Origin of the sequence: Holospora undulata HU1 (assembly GCF_000388175.3) — a bacterium.
In the GTDB taxonomy this organism is placed as follows: domain Bacteria; phylum Pseudomonadota; class Alphaproteobacteria; order Holosporales; family Holosporaceae; genus Holospora; species Holospora undulata_A.
In genome coordinates, this window is the sequence record NZ_ARPM03000069.1 from 1 (window position 1) to 16,212 (window position 16,212).

Annotated in this window: 11 protein-coding genes and 1 tRNA gene; 2 read left to right on the forward strand and 10 right to left on the reverse strand. The window is 33.8% G+C overall.

Annotation, left to right across the window (positions count from 1 at the left end; genetic code table 11):
• Window positions 1-683: 683 nt before the first annotated feature.
• The 9 genes from K737_RS09885 to rpmE all read right to left on the reverse strand — a co-directional run bounded on the left by K737_RS09885 (window position 684) and on the right by rpmE (window position 13,840).
• Entirely contained in the window at window positions 684-7,991 is a 7,308-nt protein-coding gene (locus K737_RS09885) for a pre-mRNA 3'-end processing (cleavage and polyadenylation) factor (RefSeq protein WP_024161348.1), read from the reverse strand.
• Between the two features lie 614 nt (window positions 7,992-8,605).
• On the reverse strand, window positions 8,606-9,217 hold the full coding sequence (locus tag K737_RS01155; RefSeq protein ID WP_006290669.1) for a hypothetical protein: 612 nt from the start codon (window positions 9,215-9,217) through the stop codon (window positions 8,606-8,608).
• A gap of 92 nt (window positions 9,218-9,309) precedes the next feature.
• Entirely contained in the window at window positions 9,310-9,546 is a 237-nt protein-coding gene (locus K737_RS01160) for a hypothetical protein (RefSeq protein ID WP_152531023.1), read from the reverse strand.
• A gap of 107 nt (window positions 9,547-9,653) precedes the next feature.
• On the reverse strand, window positions 9,654-10,406 hold the full coding sequence (locus K737_RS01165) for a TrmH family RNA methyltransferase (RefSeq protein WP_006290680.1): 753 nt from the start codon (window positions 10,404-10,406) through the stop codon (window positions 9,654-9,656).
• A complete protein-coding gene (gene rnhA, locus K737_RS07405) occupies window positions 10,403-11,677 on the reverse strand; it encodes a ribonuclease HI (RefSeq protein ID WP_006290681.1) in 1,275 nt (424 codons plus the stop codon). Before rnhA ends, K737_RS01165 begins: the two co-directional genes overlap by 4 nt.
• A 91-nt stretch (window positions 11,678-11,768) precedes the next feature.
• Window positions 11,769-12,419 carry a recombination mediator RecR gene (gene recR / locus K737_RS01175; RefSeq protein WP_006290683.1) on the reverse strand — a complete coding sequence of 217 codons (651 nt, stop codon included), beginning with the start codon at window positions 12,417-12,419 and terminating at the stop codon, window positions 11,769-11,771.
• A gap of 8 nt (window positions 12,420-12,427) precedes the next feature.
• Window positions 12,428-12,727 carry a YbaB/EbfC family nucleoid-associated protein gene (locus K737_RS01180; protein ID WP_006290684.1) on the reverse strand — a complete coding sequence of 100 codons (300 nt, stop codon included), beginning with the start codon at window positions 12,725-12,727 and terminating at the stop codon, window positions 12,428-12,430.
• Window positions 12,728-12,864: 137 nt separating this feature from the next.
• Window positions 12,865-13,596: a metal ABC transporter ATP-binding protein gene (locus K737_RS01185; RefSeq protein ID WP_006290685.1), complete on the reverse strand. Its 732-nt coding sequence runs from the start codon at window positions 13,594-13,596 to the stop codon at window positions 12,865-12,867.
• Window positions 13,597-13,606: 10 nt separating this feature from the next.
• The gene (rpmE, locus tag K737_RS01190) at window positions 13,607-13,840 is read right to left on the reverse strand and encodes a 50S ribosomal protein L31 (protein ID WP_006290686.1); all 234 of its coding nucleotides are present in this window, start codon (window positions 13,838-13,840) and stop codon (window positions 13,607-13,609) included.
• Window positions 13,841-14,008: 168 nt separating this feature from the next.
• On the opposite strand from rpmE, the gene K737_RS01195 reads away from it, so the two are divergent.
• Window positions 14,009-14,081, forward strand: a tRNA-Arg gene (locus K737_RS01195).
• 970 nt (window positions 14,082-15,051) lie between these two features.
• Here the strand turns inward: K737_RS01195 and K737_RS01200 are convergent.
• A complete protein-coding gene (locus tag K737_RS01200) occupies window positions 15,052-15,288 on the reverse strand; it encodes a hypothetical protein (RefSeq protein WP_235075651.1) in 237 nt (78 codons plus the stop codon).
• Between the two features lie 660 nt (window positions 15,289-15,948).
• Between K737_RS01200 and K737_RS10905 the strand changes: the two genes are divergently transcribed.
• Window positions 15,949-16,158, forward strand: coding sequence for a hypothetical protein (locus tag K737_RS10905; protein WP_006289698.1), 210 nt, complete (start codon window positions 15,949-15,951; stop codon window positions 16,156-16,158).
• The last annotated feature ends 54 nt before the right edge of the window (window positions 16,159-16,212 follow it).

Genomic DNA, 16,212 nt, shown 5'->3' on the forward strand with positions numbered 1-16,212 from the left:
AGTTTTCCTAGTCTCTCTAACCATATATCAATACATCATTATAAAATTAAAACTTTATACTCATAATATCTATCTCAACCACTTTCAACACTTATGGGGGTAAGGGAGGAAAAGGAATAGCCACTGGAGCTGGAGCGTTGTTTCTTTTTATTCCGCTTTGGTTTGGAACATCCGTAACTATCGCTGGGATTGTTTGCTTTTCTCACAGAAAATTTTTTTTAGGTTTATTAAAGGCGTAGAAAATAAAATTGAAAAGAAGCATTAGATTTTACTGAGAGTTTTACAGAAAAAGAAATAAAATATGTTAACTGTCGTCTTTTAGTCTAAATTGTGTATTCAATTAAGTAAAAAGAAAAAGTACTATTGAAGCTAAGTGAATGGCGTCCAGAAAATTTACGGACGTTTTATCACAGCGTGTGGCAGTGGATTGTTTTCCTTCTTTTTTTTAGTGCCAGCGCTGTTATTGATAGGTGCGCACGATCGTTGCGCACTCATTTTCAGCATCACTGACTATTTTCAAAAAAGCTTTTCCACACGCCTTTTTAAGTCCAACTGGGGGGCGTCTTTGGAATCGCCCCTCCAACTGATCATCCCGCAATGTATAACGTCTTATTTAACATCCTTCTATTTTGAATTTTTATTAACCTAATTTCGGATGTTCCTTATAAAATCATCTCTAGCATCTAGGAGTAATTATACTCAATCATCTGATCGCCTTGTGCTTTAGTGACAAGAAAAAATTGATACAATTCATTAAGATCTTTTATTTGATCAGGTTTAAAATGCTTGATACTTCCAATAAATTCTTCAAAGTCTCTCATGAAGTCATTAACTCCGGCCAAAGCACTCATTTTGCCAACAATAGGTTTACCTATTCTATTAGCTAGTTTCTTAAAAATATTTAGTAGGAATCTGTGGTCGCCTAATTCTACCACCAGCATATCAGTTAAATCACGGCTTCTAAAAAAAGGCCTTAGGAGAAGTTCTGTAGCTGAAATAAATGCTGCGCACCCTTTTTGATCGTGTAAAATTTTTGTAATTTCGTTAAAATACGGCCACAATATCGAATTCTTGTATGTGTACGAATGCATGTTTTGTTTTGTTTTGAAAACTGTTTCAGTTATTGTTATAAATATGTTTCTCGATGAAGAAAAGCCATCCTCACAATCATAGTCCGAGAGCTTAGAGATATTAGATCTTACCATATCAGCCATCTGATTTATAAAAATATTTGACATTTCAATTGTTAATGACTGAAACTCTTTTTGTAAATCTCCGAACGCATTTTCAACAAAGATATCTAAGTCTCTTAATTGGTTTGCTATAGAATCAGCGTATAACGCAAAGTCAGAGATCTTCGAACCCGTATAACGCTCATACCTCTCGCGTTCTAAAATTGTTTTTACAAGCCTCCCATAACTTCCTGAAGAACCGATAACTTTATCTTTAGCCTCAATGATCTCCTTATCTCTTTCATTAATATAATTTCTCATTGAAAAAAATTTATTTTGAACTTTAGGAGCTTTTAATTTATTTACCAAATTTATAATATCGGTCCGAAAAGTCTGTTCTAATTTTTGTTGTTCTAATTTTTGTTGTTCTAATTTTTGTTGGTGTAATTTTCTTTCTTCTGATTCTTGTTGTTCTAATCTTTGTTGTTCTAATTTTCTTTGTTGTTCTAATTTTTGTTCTTCTAATCTTTGTTGTTCTAATTTTTTTTGTTCTGATTTTTGTTGTTCTAATTTTTGTTGTTCTAATTTTTGTTCTTCTAATTTTTGTTGTTCTAATCTTTGTTGTTCTCGCTTTAATTCTTTATTTCTTTTTCTAGTTATATAGGTTATGGGTAAATATGCGGGGGGCACTCCATCAAGCGTATCGAACATAAAGAAACTATCTGCAGCTGAGAGTGATTGTTTAATCACGTACTGCTCAACCTCATTCTCAAAGGAAGTATTCGCCTTAGTGTCATAATTCACCTGATAATTGTAAAGCTTCTCAAAAATTTTTTCTTTATCAATGGAATAATTATGATAAAATCTAATAGCATTTGATCTTCTTTTATAATCGACGAAAACTTTTTTTAGAAAATTATCAATGTGTAGTACAGCTCCTTCTCTATCTTTATAATAAGTCTCTTTAAAAAGTTTATTCAACGCATCTAAGAATTTTAAGTAAGTAGGTGCAATTTCATTACTCTCCAAATTTGTACTTCTCTCACTTAATAAATAGACCAGCCGATTTGCTAAGTTATCCGCAGAATGCAGATAATGTGAAGTATTAGCAGAAGTATTAGCAGAACTATTAAGCTGACTATCTGCAGAAGGCAGATAGTAGGGACCTTGGAAGGAGCTGTCAGTCGATGCAGTAGATTTTGTAGAGCTGTCAGTCGATGCAGTAGATTTTAATCCTTTTTGATTCACTTCAGTTTTTGTTGTTTTTGACGCCTCATCACTATTTGATGCGCTATTATTTTGTGTAGTATTATTTTGTGTAGTATTATTTTGTGTAGTATTATTTTGTGTAGTATTATTTTGTGTAGTATTATTTTGTGTAGTATTATTTTGTGTAGTATTATTTTGTGTAGTATTATTTTGTGCAGTATTATTTTGTGCAGTATTATTTTGTGCAGTATTATTTTGTGCGTTAGATTCAGATTGTCTGGCTCCGGTGGACACCCATTTCTGGTATTTTTGCTTTACTTCGTTTTCAAAATCTATTCCAAGATTTCTAATGAACCCTGTAGCGTCTACGAAGTCTCCTTGATTTTTATTCGTAGGTGCAAAACTAGAAAGATACCAATTATATTTTTCTCTTAATTGGTTTTTTAAAGAACTTAATTGCTGTTCGAAAACAAAATCAGATAATGGTTCATCACCCAAAATAATTTTACTGTCGAACAAAAGATTTAAGAGTCCATGCGTCAAATGTATAGGACAATCAGCGCCAAAAATAGGAAGACTGGCTGAGCTTTGTTTCTGATTTATTAATTTTACAAAGAAATTTTGAAAATAAACATGCTTTAAATTTTCTATTAATTCTATCTCTCGTGGATGATTGAGTGCAAACTTACCTATGAAATGTTGTATGCCTTTAATACGATCTTTAATTTTCTTTCCCCTCTCAATTAGTTTTTCTTGAGTATTTTGCTCTGGGTTGTTGAGAGCAGATATTAAGTCTTTTACGTCGCTATAAAGACTAGGAAGGTGAACACTGTTTAAGATTTTTCGATATATATCTATCATAAGCTGGGGACGCAGAAAAAGCCCATTCTCACTTTTGAGTTTTTTCTCTTCCGTAAAAAGTTCCTCTAATTTTGGAAGTCTTTCGCTTAGGGATAATCTTTCTATATTTTCGAGTATGGCATACTCCTTCTGATATTGCCTTTGCTGTTGCTCTGGCTGTTGAAGATTGTTTGCTTCTGGTTGTTGCTCTGGTTGTTGAAGATTGTTTGCTTCTGGTTGTTGAAGATTGTTTGCTTCTGGCTGTTGCTCTGGCTGTTGAAGATTGTTTGCTTCTGGCTGTTGAAGATTGTTTGCTTCTGGTTGTTGAAGATTGTTTGCTTCTGGCTGTTGAAGATTGTTTGCTTCTGGCTGTTGAAGATTGTTTGCTTCTGGCTGCGACTGATCAGAAGCTATTTGATTGACTAGTACCGCGTATTCTGTTTGCAGTTTTTCATAACTTTCTTTTTGTTGTTTAAATAATTCTTCTTTTTGATTTAAAATTTTTGTCAAATTATCAATTTCTTTACTTTTTTCTGAAACTATGTTGCCAGATTTAAAATTTGTTTCTTTAAGAATTATATTTAATTCTTCCAGTTGTTTTTTTAATTCTAATTCTCTATTTTGATGATGATTAGCCAAACTATTAATCGCAATATTCATTTTTTTCTGTTGCGCTTTAATTAGTGAATATAATGTATTACGTTCATTTTTATGACTTTGTTTGTATTTTATTTGCAATGTTTTAAGGTTATCTAATTCTTCTTGAGCTAAATTTTTTTCCATTATAGCATTTTTGATTTGCTCATCTAGTTTTTGCATTCGTTCCTTCCACACAGGATCGTGAATTTCAAGTTGAAGTTGCTCCATCTTATGATATCCCAACCTCTTTCTTTTTGTTTCTGTCTCTGTTTCTTTTTTTTCTAGAGTCTCTTTAATTTTTTGATTTTCATCTTTTAAAGATAATATTTCTTTTTCTTGTTGCTCTTTGATTTCTTGATTTATCTTTTTTAAAGATTGTATTTCGATTACCTTATCTTCTATGATTTTTTCTTGATTGCCTATTTTTGTTTTTTGATCATTTAGTTGTTGGGCTTGGGCTTGGTTTTCCGGTTTTAATGTCTCTATAGTAATCCTATTGTTCTCTATAGTACGGCCCAAATCTACTAATTTTTTTTCTAATTTAGAAATTTTTTGTTCCGATTCTTTATTTTTTGCTTCTTTTTCTTTAATTTTAGATTCCATTTCTAATTGCAATATATTTTTTTCTTCTTCTGATTTGTTTTTTTTATTTTTCAAGTCCCTAATCTCTTTTTCTAATTGTGTTTGCCCATCCACTGCTTGAGATAATTTTTCTTTTTCAGTCTTCAACTGGTTTGTGGTTTCTTCTAAACTTTTAGAAGTAGCTATAAGCTGCGCACTAATATTCGTGATAATGAGATCTTTGCTTACAATTTCTTCTATTAATTGTTGATTTTTTCTTTCTGAAGCAGTAAGTTGCGATTCAATAATCAGTTTTTGTTGCTCCATCAATAGCCTTAACGCATCAAATTCTTTTTGAGCTAATTTTTTTTCTTCTTGTAAAGCTTCAGTATCAGCATTTGATATTTGTATACTATCCCTTGCGTTTTTTAGTTCCAATTCTAAATTTTCATTTCTAGCAATTAAATTTTTCCAATTAAGTTTCATTTTATTGATTTCAATCATTATGAGTCTTAATTCTTCTTCTTTTTTTGTTTTAGTTTCTAATATTTTATCGTTTATTTCTTGATTGCTTTCTTTAAGTTTTTTTATTTCTTCTTTGTTTTGTGTCAATTCTTCATTTGCTTTTTCTAATCTCATGAATTTAACATTATCTTCAGAAACTAATTTGCTTAAGTCATTTTGTAGGGCTTGTAATTTTTGCGTCAAAAGTGATTTTTCATTTTCTATATTTTTGAGGTGTTCATTTTTTTGCGTTATCTCATTTTCTTGTTGTTTACTCTTTTCTTTATGTTCATTTTCCATAATTTGTATATTTTTCTTATTTTCTAATTCTAGATTAATTATCATTTTTTGATAATGTTGATCTTTTTTTTCTCTATCTAATTCTTTTAAGTTAAGTTGTTCGTTTAATTGAATAATCTGAGCATTTAAATTATTATTTTCTTTAGTTAAACCTTCTATTTTTACAGTATCTTGTGAATTACTTTGTTTTAATCTTTGTAACTCTTGATTAATTTTATTTCTCTGATCTTCTAGAGTTATTACCTCTGCCTTTCCTTGTAAAATTTTATTTTTTAGTGAGTCTATCTCTTTGTTTTGGTTTTGTAAGTCTTGTTCTTTTTGTTGTAAGTCTTTTTCTTTTTGTTGTAAGTCTTCTGTTTGTTTGTTTATAGTTTGTTCCTGTATGTTTATCTTTTGATCTTTTTCTTTAAGGGTGCCCGTCAATTCATTAATTTTTTCTTGACTTATTCTATTTGATTCAGCAACGTCTTTTGTTAACTTTTCTTTTTCTATTTCTAGATTTTTTTCTTTCTCCTTAAGCGTGTTCAATGTTAATTGCAAATTTTTTACTTCGTTTTCAAGATTTGTTTTTTCTTGTTGTAATTCTTGATTTAGATTGTCTTTATCAAGGACTAATATTTCAAGATCTTTTATTTTGTCCTTCTTTGTTTGCAAATCTTCTTGTATGCGTTGCACTTCATCAGATATCTTCTGCTCTAAATCAGAAAAACTGTCTACTGCTGCTTGAGCGAATGCTTCTGATATGTCTTTGGATGATCCCAAGCTTTTAAGCTTTTTTAAAAAAGTTTCTTTTATGCTGATTTCGTTTTTTCTAGAAGATTCCAATTTTTTTTTAAGATCATCAATATTTGTTTGATATTTCTCTAATTCTTTTTTTATTTTAAATACTATATCTTCATTGTTATCGTTTTGTTCACTAATTCTTTTTTCTAATTCCTTGTTTATTTTTTGTAAATCTTGTAACTGATTATTAAGCGAGAGAATATTTGTTTCGTAAACAGAAAGTGTATGATTTAAATTTTCTCGTTCTTGTATTAATGTTTCTAGCTTCTGAGTTTTGATTTGAATACCCGTCGATAACTCCTGAATCTGTTGACTATGTGTATTACGTAGATTTAAAAGATTCTCTTCATGCTCTGCTTTAAGTTTTTTTATTATTTCAGTTCTATTATTGGTCGTCTTATGTATTTTTTCATAAATTTGTCTGAATAGCTCAAGGGCTTGATTTTTTTCTTTAGAAAAATCATTTTTTCTAAAATCTTGAATACTCAATTGTAAATTATCTGCTTTTTCATTTAACTCTTGATAAAGCTCATCATAGTATTGGGATTTTTTTTCTAAACTTTGTTTTATATTTGAAAAATTAGTTCTCTCTTTTTGTATTGCTTCTTGTAATTGTTTTATTTCATTATTTTTAGTAGGAACTTCTTTTTTTAAATCCGAAAAATCTCTTTCTAGTATTAATTTTGATTGTTTCATATTTTGCGTTACTTCAAGAGAGAGTTGTTTTGGATCTGTACTTTTTTCAGGTAAAATACTAAGAACTTCAGTCTGTTGTATTTTCTGTAACGATTTGATCCCACCATTCTGATTTTTTTTCGTTTTAAAATCGATAATATCCTGTTTAATTTTTTCAACATGTTCAGTAAACAAAAACTTAGGATTTAATATATTGAAAATTTGTCTATATTTTTCTAAATTTTTTTTAATTGTATCTTTTTTAACTGTAACTTTAGTGGACATTGTTTTTAATATATTGCGCATAGTATTGGGAAAACTTTTAAAGAAGGTCTTTACGGTATCTATCGCGTGAGTCGCAGTCGTTTTATTTCCTTTTTTTATCTCCTCAAACAAACTATTTTTAAAACGTCTCACATTATTCATAGTACCGCTTAATGATTGGAAAGTAGAAAAAAAACTTTGATAACCTGATTGTTTAAGTTGACTCACACTTGAAGATAGGCGTATATAATATCTAGAACCTTTTTCTAAAGTTGTATTCCAGATATTGATCTTTTTACCTGTTTTTTTATTTTCTTCATAGAAATCCTTCAAAGTCTGGCTAATTTCATTAAAACATTTTTCAATTTTTTGCTGATCAGTAATAACTTTTTGAACTGGTTGATTTTGAGACGCAAAAGCTGCTGCTTCCATGTCTTCTCTATCCACATAGGAAAAACTCTCGTCAAATAGTCCATCAATAAAAAGATTTCCACTTGGGGCGATCAGTGTACTTAAATTATAATGAATCTGCTTTTCTTGTTCTTTGCTATTTTCATTTTGCTTGCTGTCATGCTGAATTAGTTTTAATACGTTAACGATTGAATTCTTTACTTCTGAAATTTTTTCTTGAAAGTTTTCCGGTAGACTTTCTGGTTTCTCTGTTGTCGTTTTTAGTATAGAACTTATTTTTTCGTGAAGTTTTGAATACTCTTCGTCTAAACCAAATTCGTACGAAAGACTTTCATTTGCAAAAGCGTTGAAGTCAGAGAAAATGCTGTTTTGAAGCGCACAATTTGCTTTTTCGTCTGCAAAAGATTTAGTGGCGTTTATTCTGCCCGCTGTCGTCGATAAATCGCTTTCAATTTTAGTCAGAATTCCTTCTTGACTATCGTTTTTTGGAATAACTACATCTTTAACTGCTTGTTTTAATTCTTCTAATTTGATAGCATTTAGATCACCACATGTGAATGAAGAATATCCTTGTTGAGAAGAAATTAAAGCAATCAAGAATAGCAACAAATTTTTATTAATTTTTTTAATCATTTTTATAATCTAAAATATATTATTACATAAAAAATTATAAAAAAAAAAAATTAAAAATACGAAAATTTAGTAATTAAATAAATATTTAATTCTTATACCATACATAATCTTAAACGTATCAGTTTAATAAAAAAAAATGATTTCTGATTATGCTTCCCCAACCACGTCTTCAGCCCACTGCTGTTCTTTATCCCAGGCTATCATAATTCTGGGATACTAAAGAATTTAACAATTTAACTTTTAATTTCATGGTAATGGCTAGAGTTTTTCTTTTATCTCTGTTTACTCTTAAACTATCTTTAAGCAGAGCATCTAAGATAACCTTTTCTTCTTCATTAATATTGATTATAGCGCGGAATATCACATCGTATTCAGATATAACTGAGGTCAACCTGAATTTTTTGTAACGTTCTTATTTTTATCTTTTTTTCAATTTTTAGGAGGAAAATTTGGGATCGCATTTATTTAAACGTCATTTGATTTATGATATTACATGCATTAATTTTATAGTAAAAAATGATTTCTGATTATGCTTCCCCAACCACGTCTTCAGCCCACTGCTGTTCTTTACATCCCAGGCTATCATAATCCTGGGATACTAAAGAATTTAACTTTTAATTTTCCTCACTACCAAAATATTTTTTAGATATGGTTTTAACTCTTTTAAGGAGATCTTCGTACATCTCTATAGTTTTTTCTATTTCATCAGCTTCGTTTGGATTTTTTGTTTCTATTGTTTTTTGTTGATATTTCAAATCTTGCACGGCATTTTCTATTTTTTCTATAGTTTCATTGATCTTTGAAGAGGATGCGTATTGCGGCCTTTCGTTTTCTATTTTTTGCAGACTCTTTTCAATTTCTTGTCGAGTTTTTCCTTTTATCCCTTTTACTCTTATAATATCTTTATTCAGTTCATCTACCATAGCATTTCCTCTATATTGATTTCTACCAATAGAGTAGTCTATTGCTTTGTCGTATTCTGATACGATGAGTTCTATGCAATCTGGGTTTTCTACAACTTTCTTGCTTTCATTCCATTTTGCGGTTTTAAGGGGGGAATCCGGGTCGCATTTACTTAATTTTTGATTCGCGTGCTCCTGAACAGGTGTCCTTAGAAATCTATTTTTCCTTTGAACAGAGGTTGTTAAAGGCGCGTACCCCTCAAAAGGTGTCATTAAAACTATCCAGGATAATAATAAAAAAGTTTTTTTAATTGTATTTATCATTTTTTCTTTATTGGTTATAGAGCTTATACAATAAATTTTATAAAAAAAAAGTTAAAAAATTACAAAAATTAAAAAAAACTTTTTACTATTTTTTAAGCTCTAGAAGCCGTGGGATTTCTTTCATTCATCGGATTTTTTACCGCAACACCATTATAAAAATTATCTGAGTGATCTTGAACAGAACGAATAGACTTTCCTTTTTGTGAACATGCAGACAAGCATTCTTCTCGCTCTAAAAAGTTAGTCGCGTTGCGCTCACAATTCGTACGGCAACTATCTGAAACTTTTTTTTCTCCATTTTCACCGGGCATACGACATGCTTGCATCATTAAAAAGCTTAAAATAACAAAAAAGCCATAACATTTTTTCATTTTTATATAATATTTCGAATTCCACAAACTATGATAAATCTGTTTTTATCAAAAAATCATCAAATTTATTTTTTTAACGCGTACAACTCAGAAAGCGCCACAGCGGCCGCTACAGAAACATTCAATGTCGGAAAATCAGGGCAAACACGAAGTTTCCATAAAATATCGCAATACTGCCGTGTAAGAAAACGAAGTCCTTTTCCTTCCTGCCCTACGATCAATGCCAAGCTTAAATCTTGAAATGCTGGTTTAGGATCTAAAATTTTTCCCGTTTCGCACAATCCAACACAAAAAAATCCCTTAGATTTAAGCGTTTCTAAAGCGCGTCCCAAATTTACAACTAAAACATAAGGAACTTTTTCCGTTGCTCCAGAAGCTGCCTTTGTAATTACCCCATCTAAATTTGAATTTTTTGATGACCCCTTTTCCGGATTTGCGCTTCTTTGCGTTAAAAATAATATAGCTTGCGCCTGAAAAGCTGCGGCACTTCTCCACAAAGCTCCAACATTATGGGGGTCTACTACTTGATCTAGAACCAAAACTGTTCCTTTTTTAGGGTCTAAATCTTCTAACGATAAAGAAGGAGAAGGGTCTGTCAATAAAGCAACTCCTTGATGGACCGCTCCTTTAGGAACAATTTGATCAATATCCCCCCCCTTGCATTGACGACCACCAAAACGACCAAACCGTTCTGATTTGGAAGAAATATATAAAAGCTCATAAACAGAACGCCCTGAGCATAACGCCGCTTCTACACTATGAATTCCCCAAATCCAAATTTTTTCTCGTTTTAATTTTTTTTCTTTTTCTACTTTCATGAAACCACCTTGCAAGGATTCCAAATGTGTTGAACATGAACCCATCCTTCGTACCGCTCTTTTAAAAGACGTACATAAAGCCACTTTCCTTCTTCTTTAAGACACAATCCCAAAACACCTTGCTGCAGATATGCTTTAATAGCTCCAGAAGACGAAGGTCTAGACCGCAAAGGCGTTTTTTGATATAAAACAAAGGCTACTCTTTGAAATGCCAATAAACTTCCATGAACCCACCCTATTGCACCTTTGATATCTTCTACTTGGCACCAATAACTCCAACGCTTACGAATGAACACAGGCCATCCAGGACAAGAGTAGCTCCACAAGACTGAGTGCTCTGAACCAGGACCCGCACGCCAGTACACACGTTTTGCTTTAAGATAAGCATGAAAGAGTTCTTTTTTTCTCGCGGGAGGATTCTTATCAGATGCCTGCACTTCCAAGCATCCAAAAATTCCAAAAATAATAACCAAAAATAAAGACCAGATAGAAGTGGATGCCCCCCCCTGAGAGGTTGGAGAAAAATTGTATGCTTTATAAAATTCAAGCTCTTCAGGGGCGGGAACAACAGTGATTGCGGTTTTACCCCCCCCCCAGAAAGGCACGTCTTTTATGATTTTTTTTAACTTTTCTAAACAAAAAATCTGCCATTCATGTCCTTTAAATAGTACAGGAACCTCATTTTTAAAATGCAAAATACTAATGGAATTTTGATTGGGAAAAGATGTCAAAAGTCCTTTTGCGCTTGTTTTATCTCCTATCCAAATCCCGGAAATCACAGGACCGCTCTGCCATGGCAACGATTTTTCCGACAACGGTTCCAAAAAAGATTTTGAAGAATTTTTCTTGGTTTTTAATGTTTTTCTGGCCAGCTCGTCTGCATCAATATTCCCTTGATGATTTGCATGCCCTTTAACCCAATTCCAGTGTATTTTTGAAAATCGTTGAGCCTGTTGCAAAAGGAGTTTCCACAAATCCTGATTTTCTACAGGTTTTTTTTGCGAATTAATCCAACCATTCCTTTGCCACTTACCGACCCATTCTTCCATTCCTTTCACAAGATAAGAACTATCGGAAACTACTGTTACAGGCTCTTGAGTGCTTAACGATGCCAATCCATACAGCGCAGCACTAAGCTCCATTCGATTGTTGGTTGTATTTTCCTCATACCCAGCTTCTTGAACTCGCTCTTTGTCGTCTTGACGAATCCACGCCCAGGCACCGGGCCCTGGATTTCCAGAGCATGCCCCATCTGTAAAAAGCCAAACCACGATTGTTTACCTTGTATTTTTTTAAAACTATCACTTTTACTTAAAATATTCAACTCAGATAAATAAAAAATTACTTCCAAAGTTTCTAACGCTAGGATTTCCCCTTTTCAAAACTGTGCCAAGCGTTAGAGCTAAACGGCAATGATGTAATTTCTCTTCTTCCCCAAAAAGCACTCATTAAAGTTGCTTGATCAAGCGATTCTAATTCCCCCCCCATGGGAAGTCCCCTTGCTAGACTGGAAACTTTGATATGGGGATAAAGCGGAAAAATTTCCTGAGTGAGATAATGCAAAGTGCTTTGCCCGTCTATAGTGCTGTCTAATGCAACAACAACCTCCAAAACCCCCTTAGATAAACGGGTTTTCAGTGTAGATATATTCAAATCTTCTGGATTTTTCCCATGAGTTAAAGAAATAAGCCCTCCTAAAAGGTGATAGTACCCTTTAAAAAAAGCCGCTCGCTCTAAAGCCCAGACATCTCCCATACAGGCGACAATACACAACATAGCAGAATCACGAGTTTTTGAACGACACAATCCACAGGGATCTTCTTCGTCTAAATAGTGACACACAGAACAATACCTATAGCGCAGATCTACTTCATCCAGGTACTCCATAAGAGGCTTTAAGACTTTTGCCCTGTGTGCTAACAAATACAATGCGATACGACGGGCAGACCTAGGTCCAAGCCCAGGAAACTTTGATAACAGCTGAATAAGCCCATAAAGTTTTTCACCTACCATGATGCACCTTAAAACATCCCCTCTAAACCCGGAGGAATCTTTAGCTCTTTCATGGAACCTTCTCGTTTTTCTTTTAGAATCTCCCACGCGTTGTGATAGGCAGCGATAATAGAATCCTCTACCATATCTGCGTCTTGCAGCATCTCGGGACTCAAAGAAAGCTGAAGTAATTTTCCTTCTCCGGAAATCACAACTTTTACTGCTCCCCCCGCGGATTGCCCTTCTAACTGCATAGATCGCAAATTCTCTTGAGTTTCCAGCATCTTTTTCTGCATATCTTGAATTTGTCGTGTAAACTTTGAAAACATAAACTCTCTTTATTCAAAATATATCTTCATTATACTCTTAATGGAAACTGAAAAACAGAGGGAAATAATTTTTTACGAATAATTTCTTTAAAATTTTGATAATAACAAACAAGTATTAATAAAAAGAAAAAAACAAACTAAGTACTGCTCCAACAATACGTTCCAGGAAAAAGTTTTAATATGTGCTTGCAATACGGAGAAATTGCACTGTCTTGGTGATGGGCAAGAAAGAAAGTTTTTCCGTTCTTTGATTGAACAAAAAGCTGTTCGATCAAAATATTTTGACTTGTTTCGTCCATACTGATAAAGGGTTCGTCCAACAAAAAAATATCAAGGTCCATAGCAAGAAGGCGCGCAAACAACATTCTTTGAAATTGCCCCCCAGATAATGTCCCAATATAACGAGAAGCCTCATTAGTCAACCCTAAACATGCCAATGCTCGATCGACAGCACATTTCTTTTTTTTGGCACCTACCCCCATGCCCACCACGTCTTGGACCTGAATGGAAAGATATCGATTAACTTCCGCATGCTGAGGAAGGTATCCAATTACTTCGTTTTTTCCACAAGAAAAATTCCAAGAAAACTTTCCACAAAAATGTTCATGAATACCCGCAAGAGTCTTAAGAAATGTACTTTTCCCACTTCCATTGTTTCCAACTATACTTACGATTCCCCCCGATTTTATAGAAAAAGAGAGATTTTGGATAACACCGCAACACCCATAATAAATGCTTAAATCTTTTACGACAAGTAAATCTGATTCTTCACACGAATTAAATTTCTGATTTTTGCACTGCCTAAACTCTTCAGCTGTTGCAATCCTCTTCTTCAAGCTAATTTTTGATTTTAAAATAGAAATACCCATTTTGGAACAATCAATTTTTGGTAACTGTAAAAGTACTTAGTCCTTTAAACCGGTTTTCAAACTCAACGCCTCTGCCTTTTGGAGCCATTCTGTGCGTTCCTGTCCATGCCGGGTGACAGGAGGGATCGATATCTAAAACTAATTCCGAACCAGGTTTTCCATAAGTGGACCCTACTTCAAAGGACTGCCCGTTTGTCATAATTACTTTTACTTTATGATAGTGGGGATGAATATTTTTTTTCATAAATCGATAGACTTCAAACTAACTTCTTTCTTTATTTTATACCTATTTTCTTTTTTAAACAACCCCAAGAGGTTTTATTTAATGAGTTTTCACAAGATAAAACTTAGAAAAAAATTTCTTTTATAGTCTAGATTGTGGAAAAAAAAAATAGTACAATGAGAAAAGTACGCGTCTTTAGCTCAGTGGATAGAGCGTCGGACTTCTAATCCGCAGGTCCCAGGTTCAAGTCCTGGAAGGCGCGCGTTTGTGTTTTTAAATCTAGAAAAAATATAGTTCGTCTTCAATTAAGCCAAACAAGCCTAACGATAAGTAAATCCAGGTGAATAGCGCCTAGAAAATTGGAAGACATTTTATCATAGCGCAGGAAAACGGCTCTGGTAATGCTTTCAGTTTAGCGAAGAAATTCTGGATCAAATGACGGGATTAAAAAAATATGTATCATAATTTGAAGCCGCCAAACGGTTTTTTTATGGGACATCACTGCCTTACACCTCTTTTCTTTGAGTTTTTGCCGCACTCTTTCATCAGCATCATACACTTTTTATCGGCAAGCACCGCATCAACCTTAACGAGGAGATTCGTCGACGCATATACTCATGCTGAATGAAATAGTTTAAAAGTTTAATTTATTGTGTTAATAATTTTTCTTATGCAAATATTTCTAACAAAAAAAGCTTGTGTTGCGTTAAGAACGCAGCATTGCAGCATTGGCAAGAAAAGAAACGACGCGTAGCAGATAGGATTACGGCAGTTTTGTTATCCGACAAAGGGTGGAGCTTGTCAAATTGCTAAGGCTCTTTTGATTGACGATCGTAGAGAAGTATAAGGAAGATCAAAAGTTAATGGTGTCAAGCAAGAGCTCTGTAAGCAAGCTGAATGTTTCACAAGCAGAAAAACTTATCGCACATTTGGAAAGCCACACCGTATATGAAAGTGATTGATATGTTCGCTTAGGCATTGCGTAGACGATTTAAGGCAAGACGTCGTGGCTGCACTCCCATAATTTTTCATTTAAAAAGCCAGAAGCACGGCCCGAAAAGGCAGCCAAGCAGGAGGCCTTTTTAACGGTGATGACAACATCGACGGAGGATGACCTCATCCTGTTTGGTGATGCCCCCCACCATGGCAACGAAAATCACCTGTCAGGCACCCTCATGACGGCCTACACGCATGAACCCGATGGGAGCCCTTGGATTTGACAGGTGGTATCCTTAAAAACCTTGAAGACGTTTTTTGATCAGCTGAAAGACGCTTATCCAAAGGCGCCTAACATTCACCTGATCTTGGATCAAGGCCCCTAAAAGCAGAAAAAGAAAGGGGGATTGAGGTGCATTGTTCTTCCCTACCCCCCAACCTAAACTCCATAGAAGAATGAACATGTGCGCAACAATCGATTTTTCGTCTCTGCCAAAAAGTTTTGCAAGAGTATGCTGCATTTTTTTGACCAAACCTGAGACAACATCGCCATAGATCTTGTCGAGCGCGTCAATGACTACTTTTAACGCATTAGTCCAACACTTTCAGTTTGATTTGGTAGTCCCCCTCCATATCATGGTCACGACTTTTTTCAATTGAAAAACGATGGGATTTCTGGTGAGATTTCCTTGGGCATCACAGATTGCGTGGATCTTAGAACCTGTCTTCACAATTTAAATAAAATCTGATACAAAGCTTAGTTAGAAGGTAAATGAAATGACATGCCCTATCCGAGAGATTTGAGTGACACACAACAGAGATTTAATAAATCTCATTTTGATACAGAAAATTGTGGTAAAAAACGTAAGAGAGCACTTACTAACAGGGTGTTTTATCCCCTAAAGACGGGCTATCAGTGACGCTTTTGCTGCAAGAATATTCTTCCATGGAAAAGTGTGTACAGGTTTTACATGCAAGCAATACAAAGCGGAATTTGGAAAAAAATGATAAGAGATCTTGTGGAAAAAAGCCGGATAAACAATGGACGAGACAATCCACCCTACAGTCTAATTAACTTACAAAGTGCAAAACAACGGACAAAGCTATAAATCAAGGGATTGTGTCACGGATACCCTAGTACATATTTTTCATGTGAAGGCTCACGCAGCAACTACACATGATACTGTTGCGAGATGCAAGGTTTTGACAAGGCGGGTGTAAAATATCTATCGATTAAAGGCGTATGCGCAGATACTGGTTTTTGTAAAACGTTTGAAGAGTTTGTTCAAAACATGTTGAAAAAGACCTTAGAAATTTCGGCACGTATTACGGCCAGATTGGGCAATTTTAGCGAAAGGGGGGGAAGAGAACATTTGATTGACTGGCTAAATCATTTTAGGTGATTAGCCAAGGAGTATGAAATAGACGTTCAATCGGAAAAACACGACGTTATGATC

What these genes read in the sequence shown, in the direction of transcription:
- K737_RS09885 (WP_024161348.1), bottom strand. Translation starts at nt 7,991, where the DNA reads ATGATTAAAAAAATTAATAAAAATTTGTTGCTATTCTTGATTGCTTTA.
- K737_RS01155 (WP_006290669.1), bottom strand. Translation starts at nt 9,217, where the DNA reads ATGATAAATACAATTAAAAAAACTTTTTTATTATTATCCTGGATAGTT.
- K737_RS01160 (WP_152531023.1), bottom strand. Translation starts at nt 9,546, where the DNA reads ATGATGCAAGCATGTCGTATGCCCGGTGAAAATGGAGAAAAAAAAGTT.
- K737_RS01165 (WP_006290680.1), bottom strand. Translation starts at nt 10,406, where the DNA reads ATGAAAGTAGAAAAAGAAAAAAAATTAAAACGAGAAAAAATTTGGATT.
- recR (WP_006290683.1), bottom strand. Translation starts at nt 12,419, where the DNA reads ATGGTAGGTGAAAAACTTTATGGGCTTATTCAGCTGTTATCAAAGTTT.
- K737_RS01180 (WP_006290684.1), bottom strand. Translation starts at nt 12,727, where the DNA reads ATGTTTTCAAAGTTTACACGACAAATTCAAGATATGCAGAAAAAGATG.
- K737_RS01185 (WP_006290685.1), bottom strand. Translation starts at nt 13,596, where the DNA reads ATGGGTATTTCTATTTTAAAATCAAAAATTAGCTTGAAGAAGAGGATT.
- rpmE (WP_006290686.1), bottom strand. Translation starts at nt 13,840, where the DNA reads ATGAAAAAAAATATTCATCCCCACTATCATAAAGTAAAAGTAATTATG.
- K737_RS10905 (WP_006289698.1), top strand. Translation starts at nt 15,949, where the DNA reads ATGCAAGGTTTTGACAAGGCGGGTGTAAAATATCTATCGATTAAAGGC.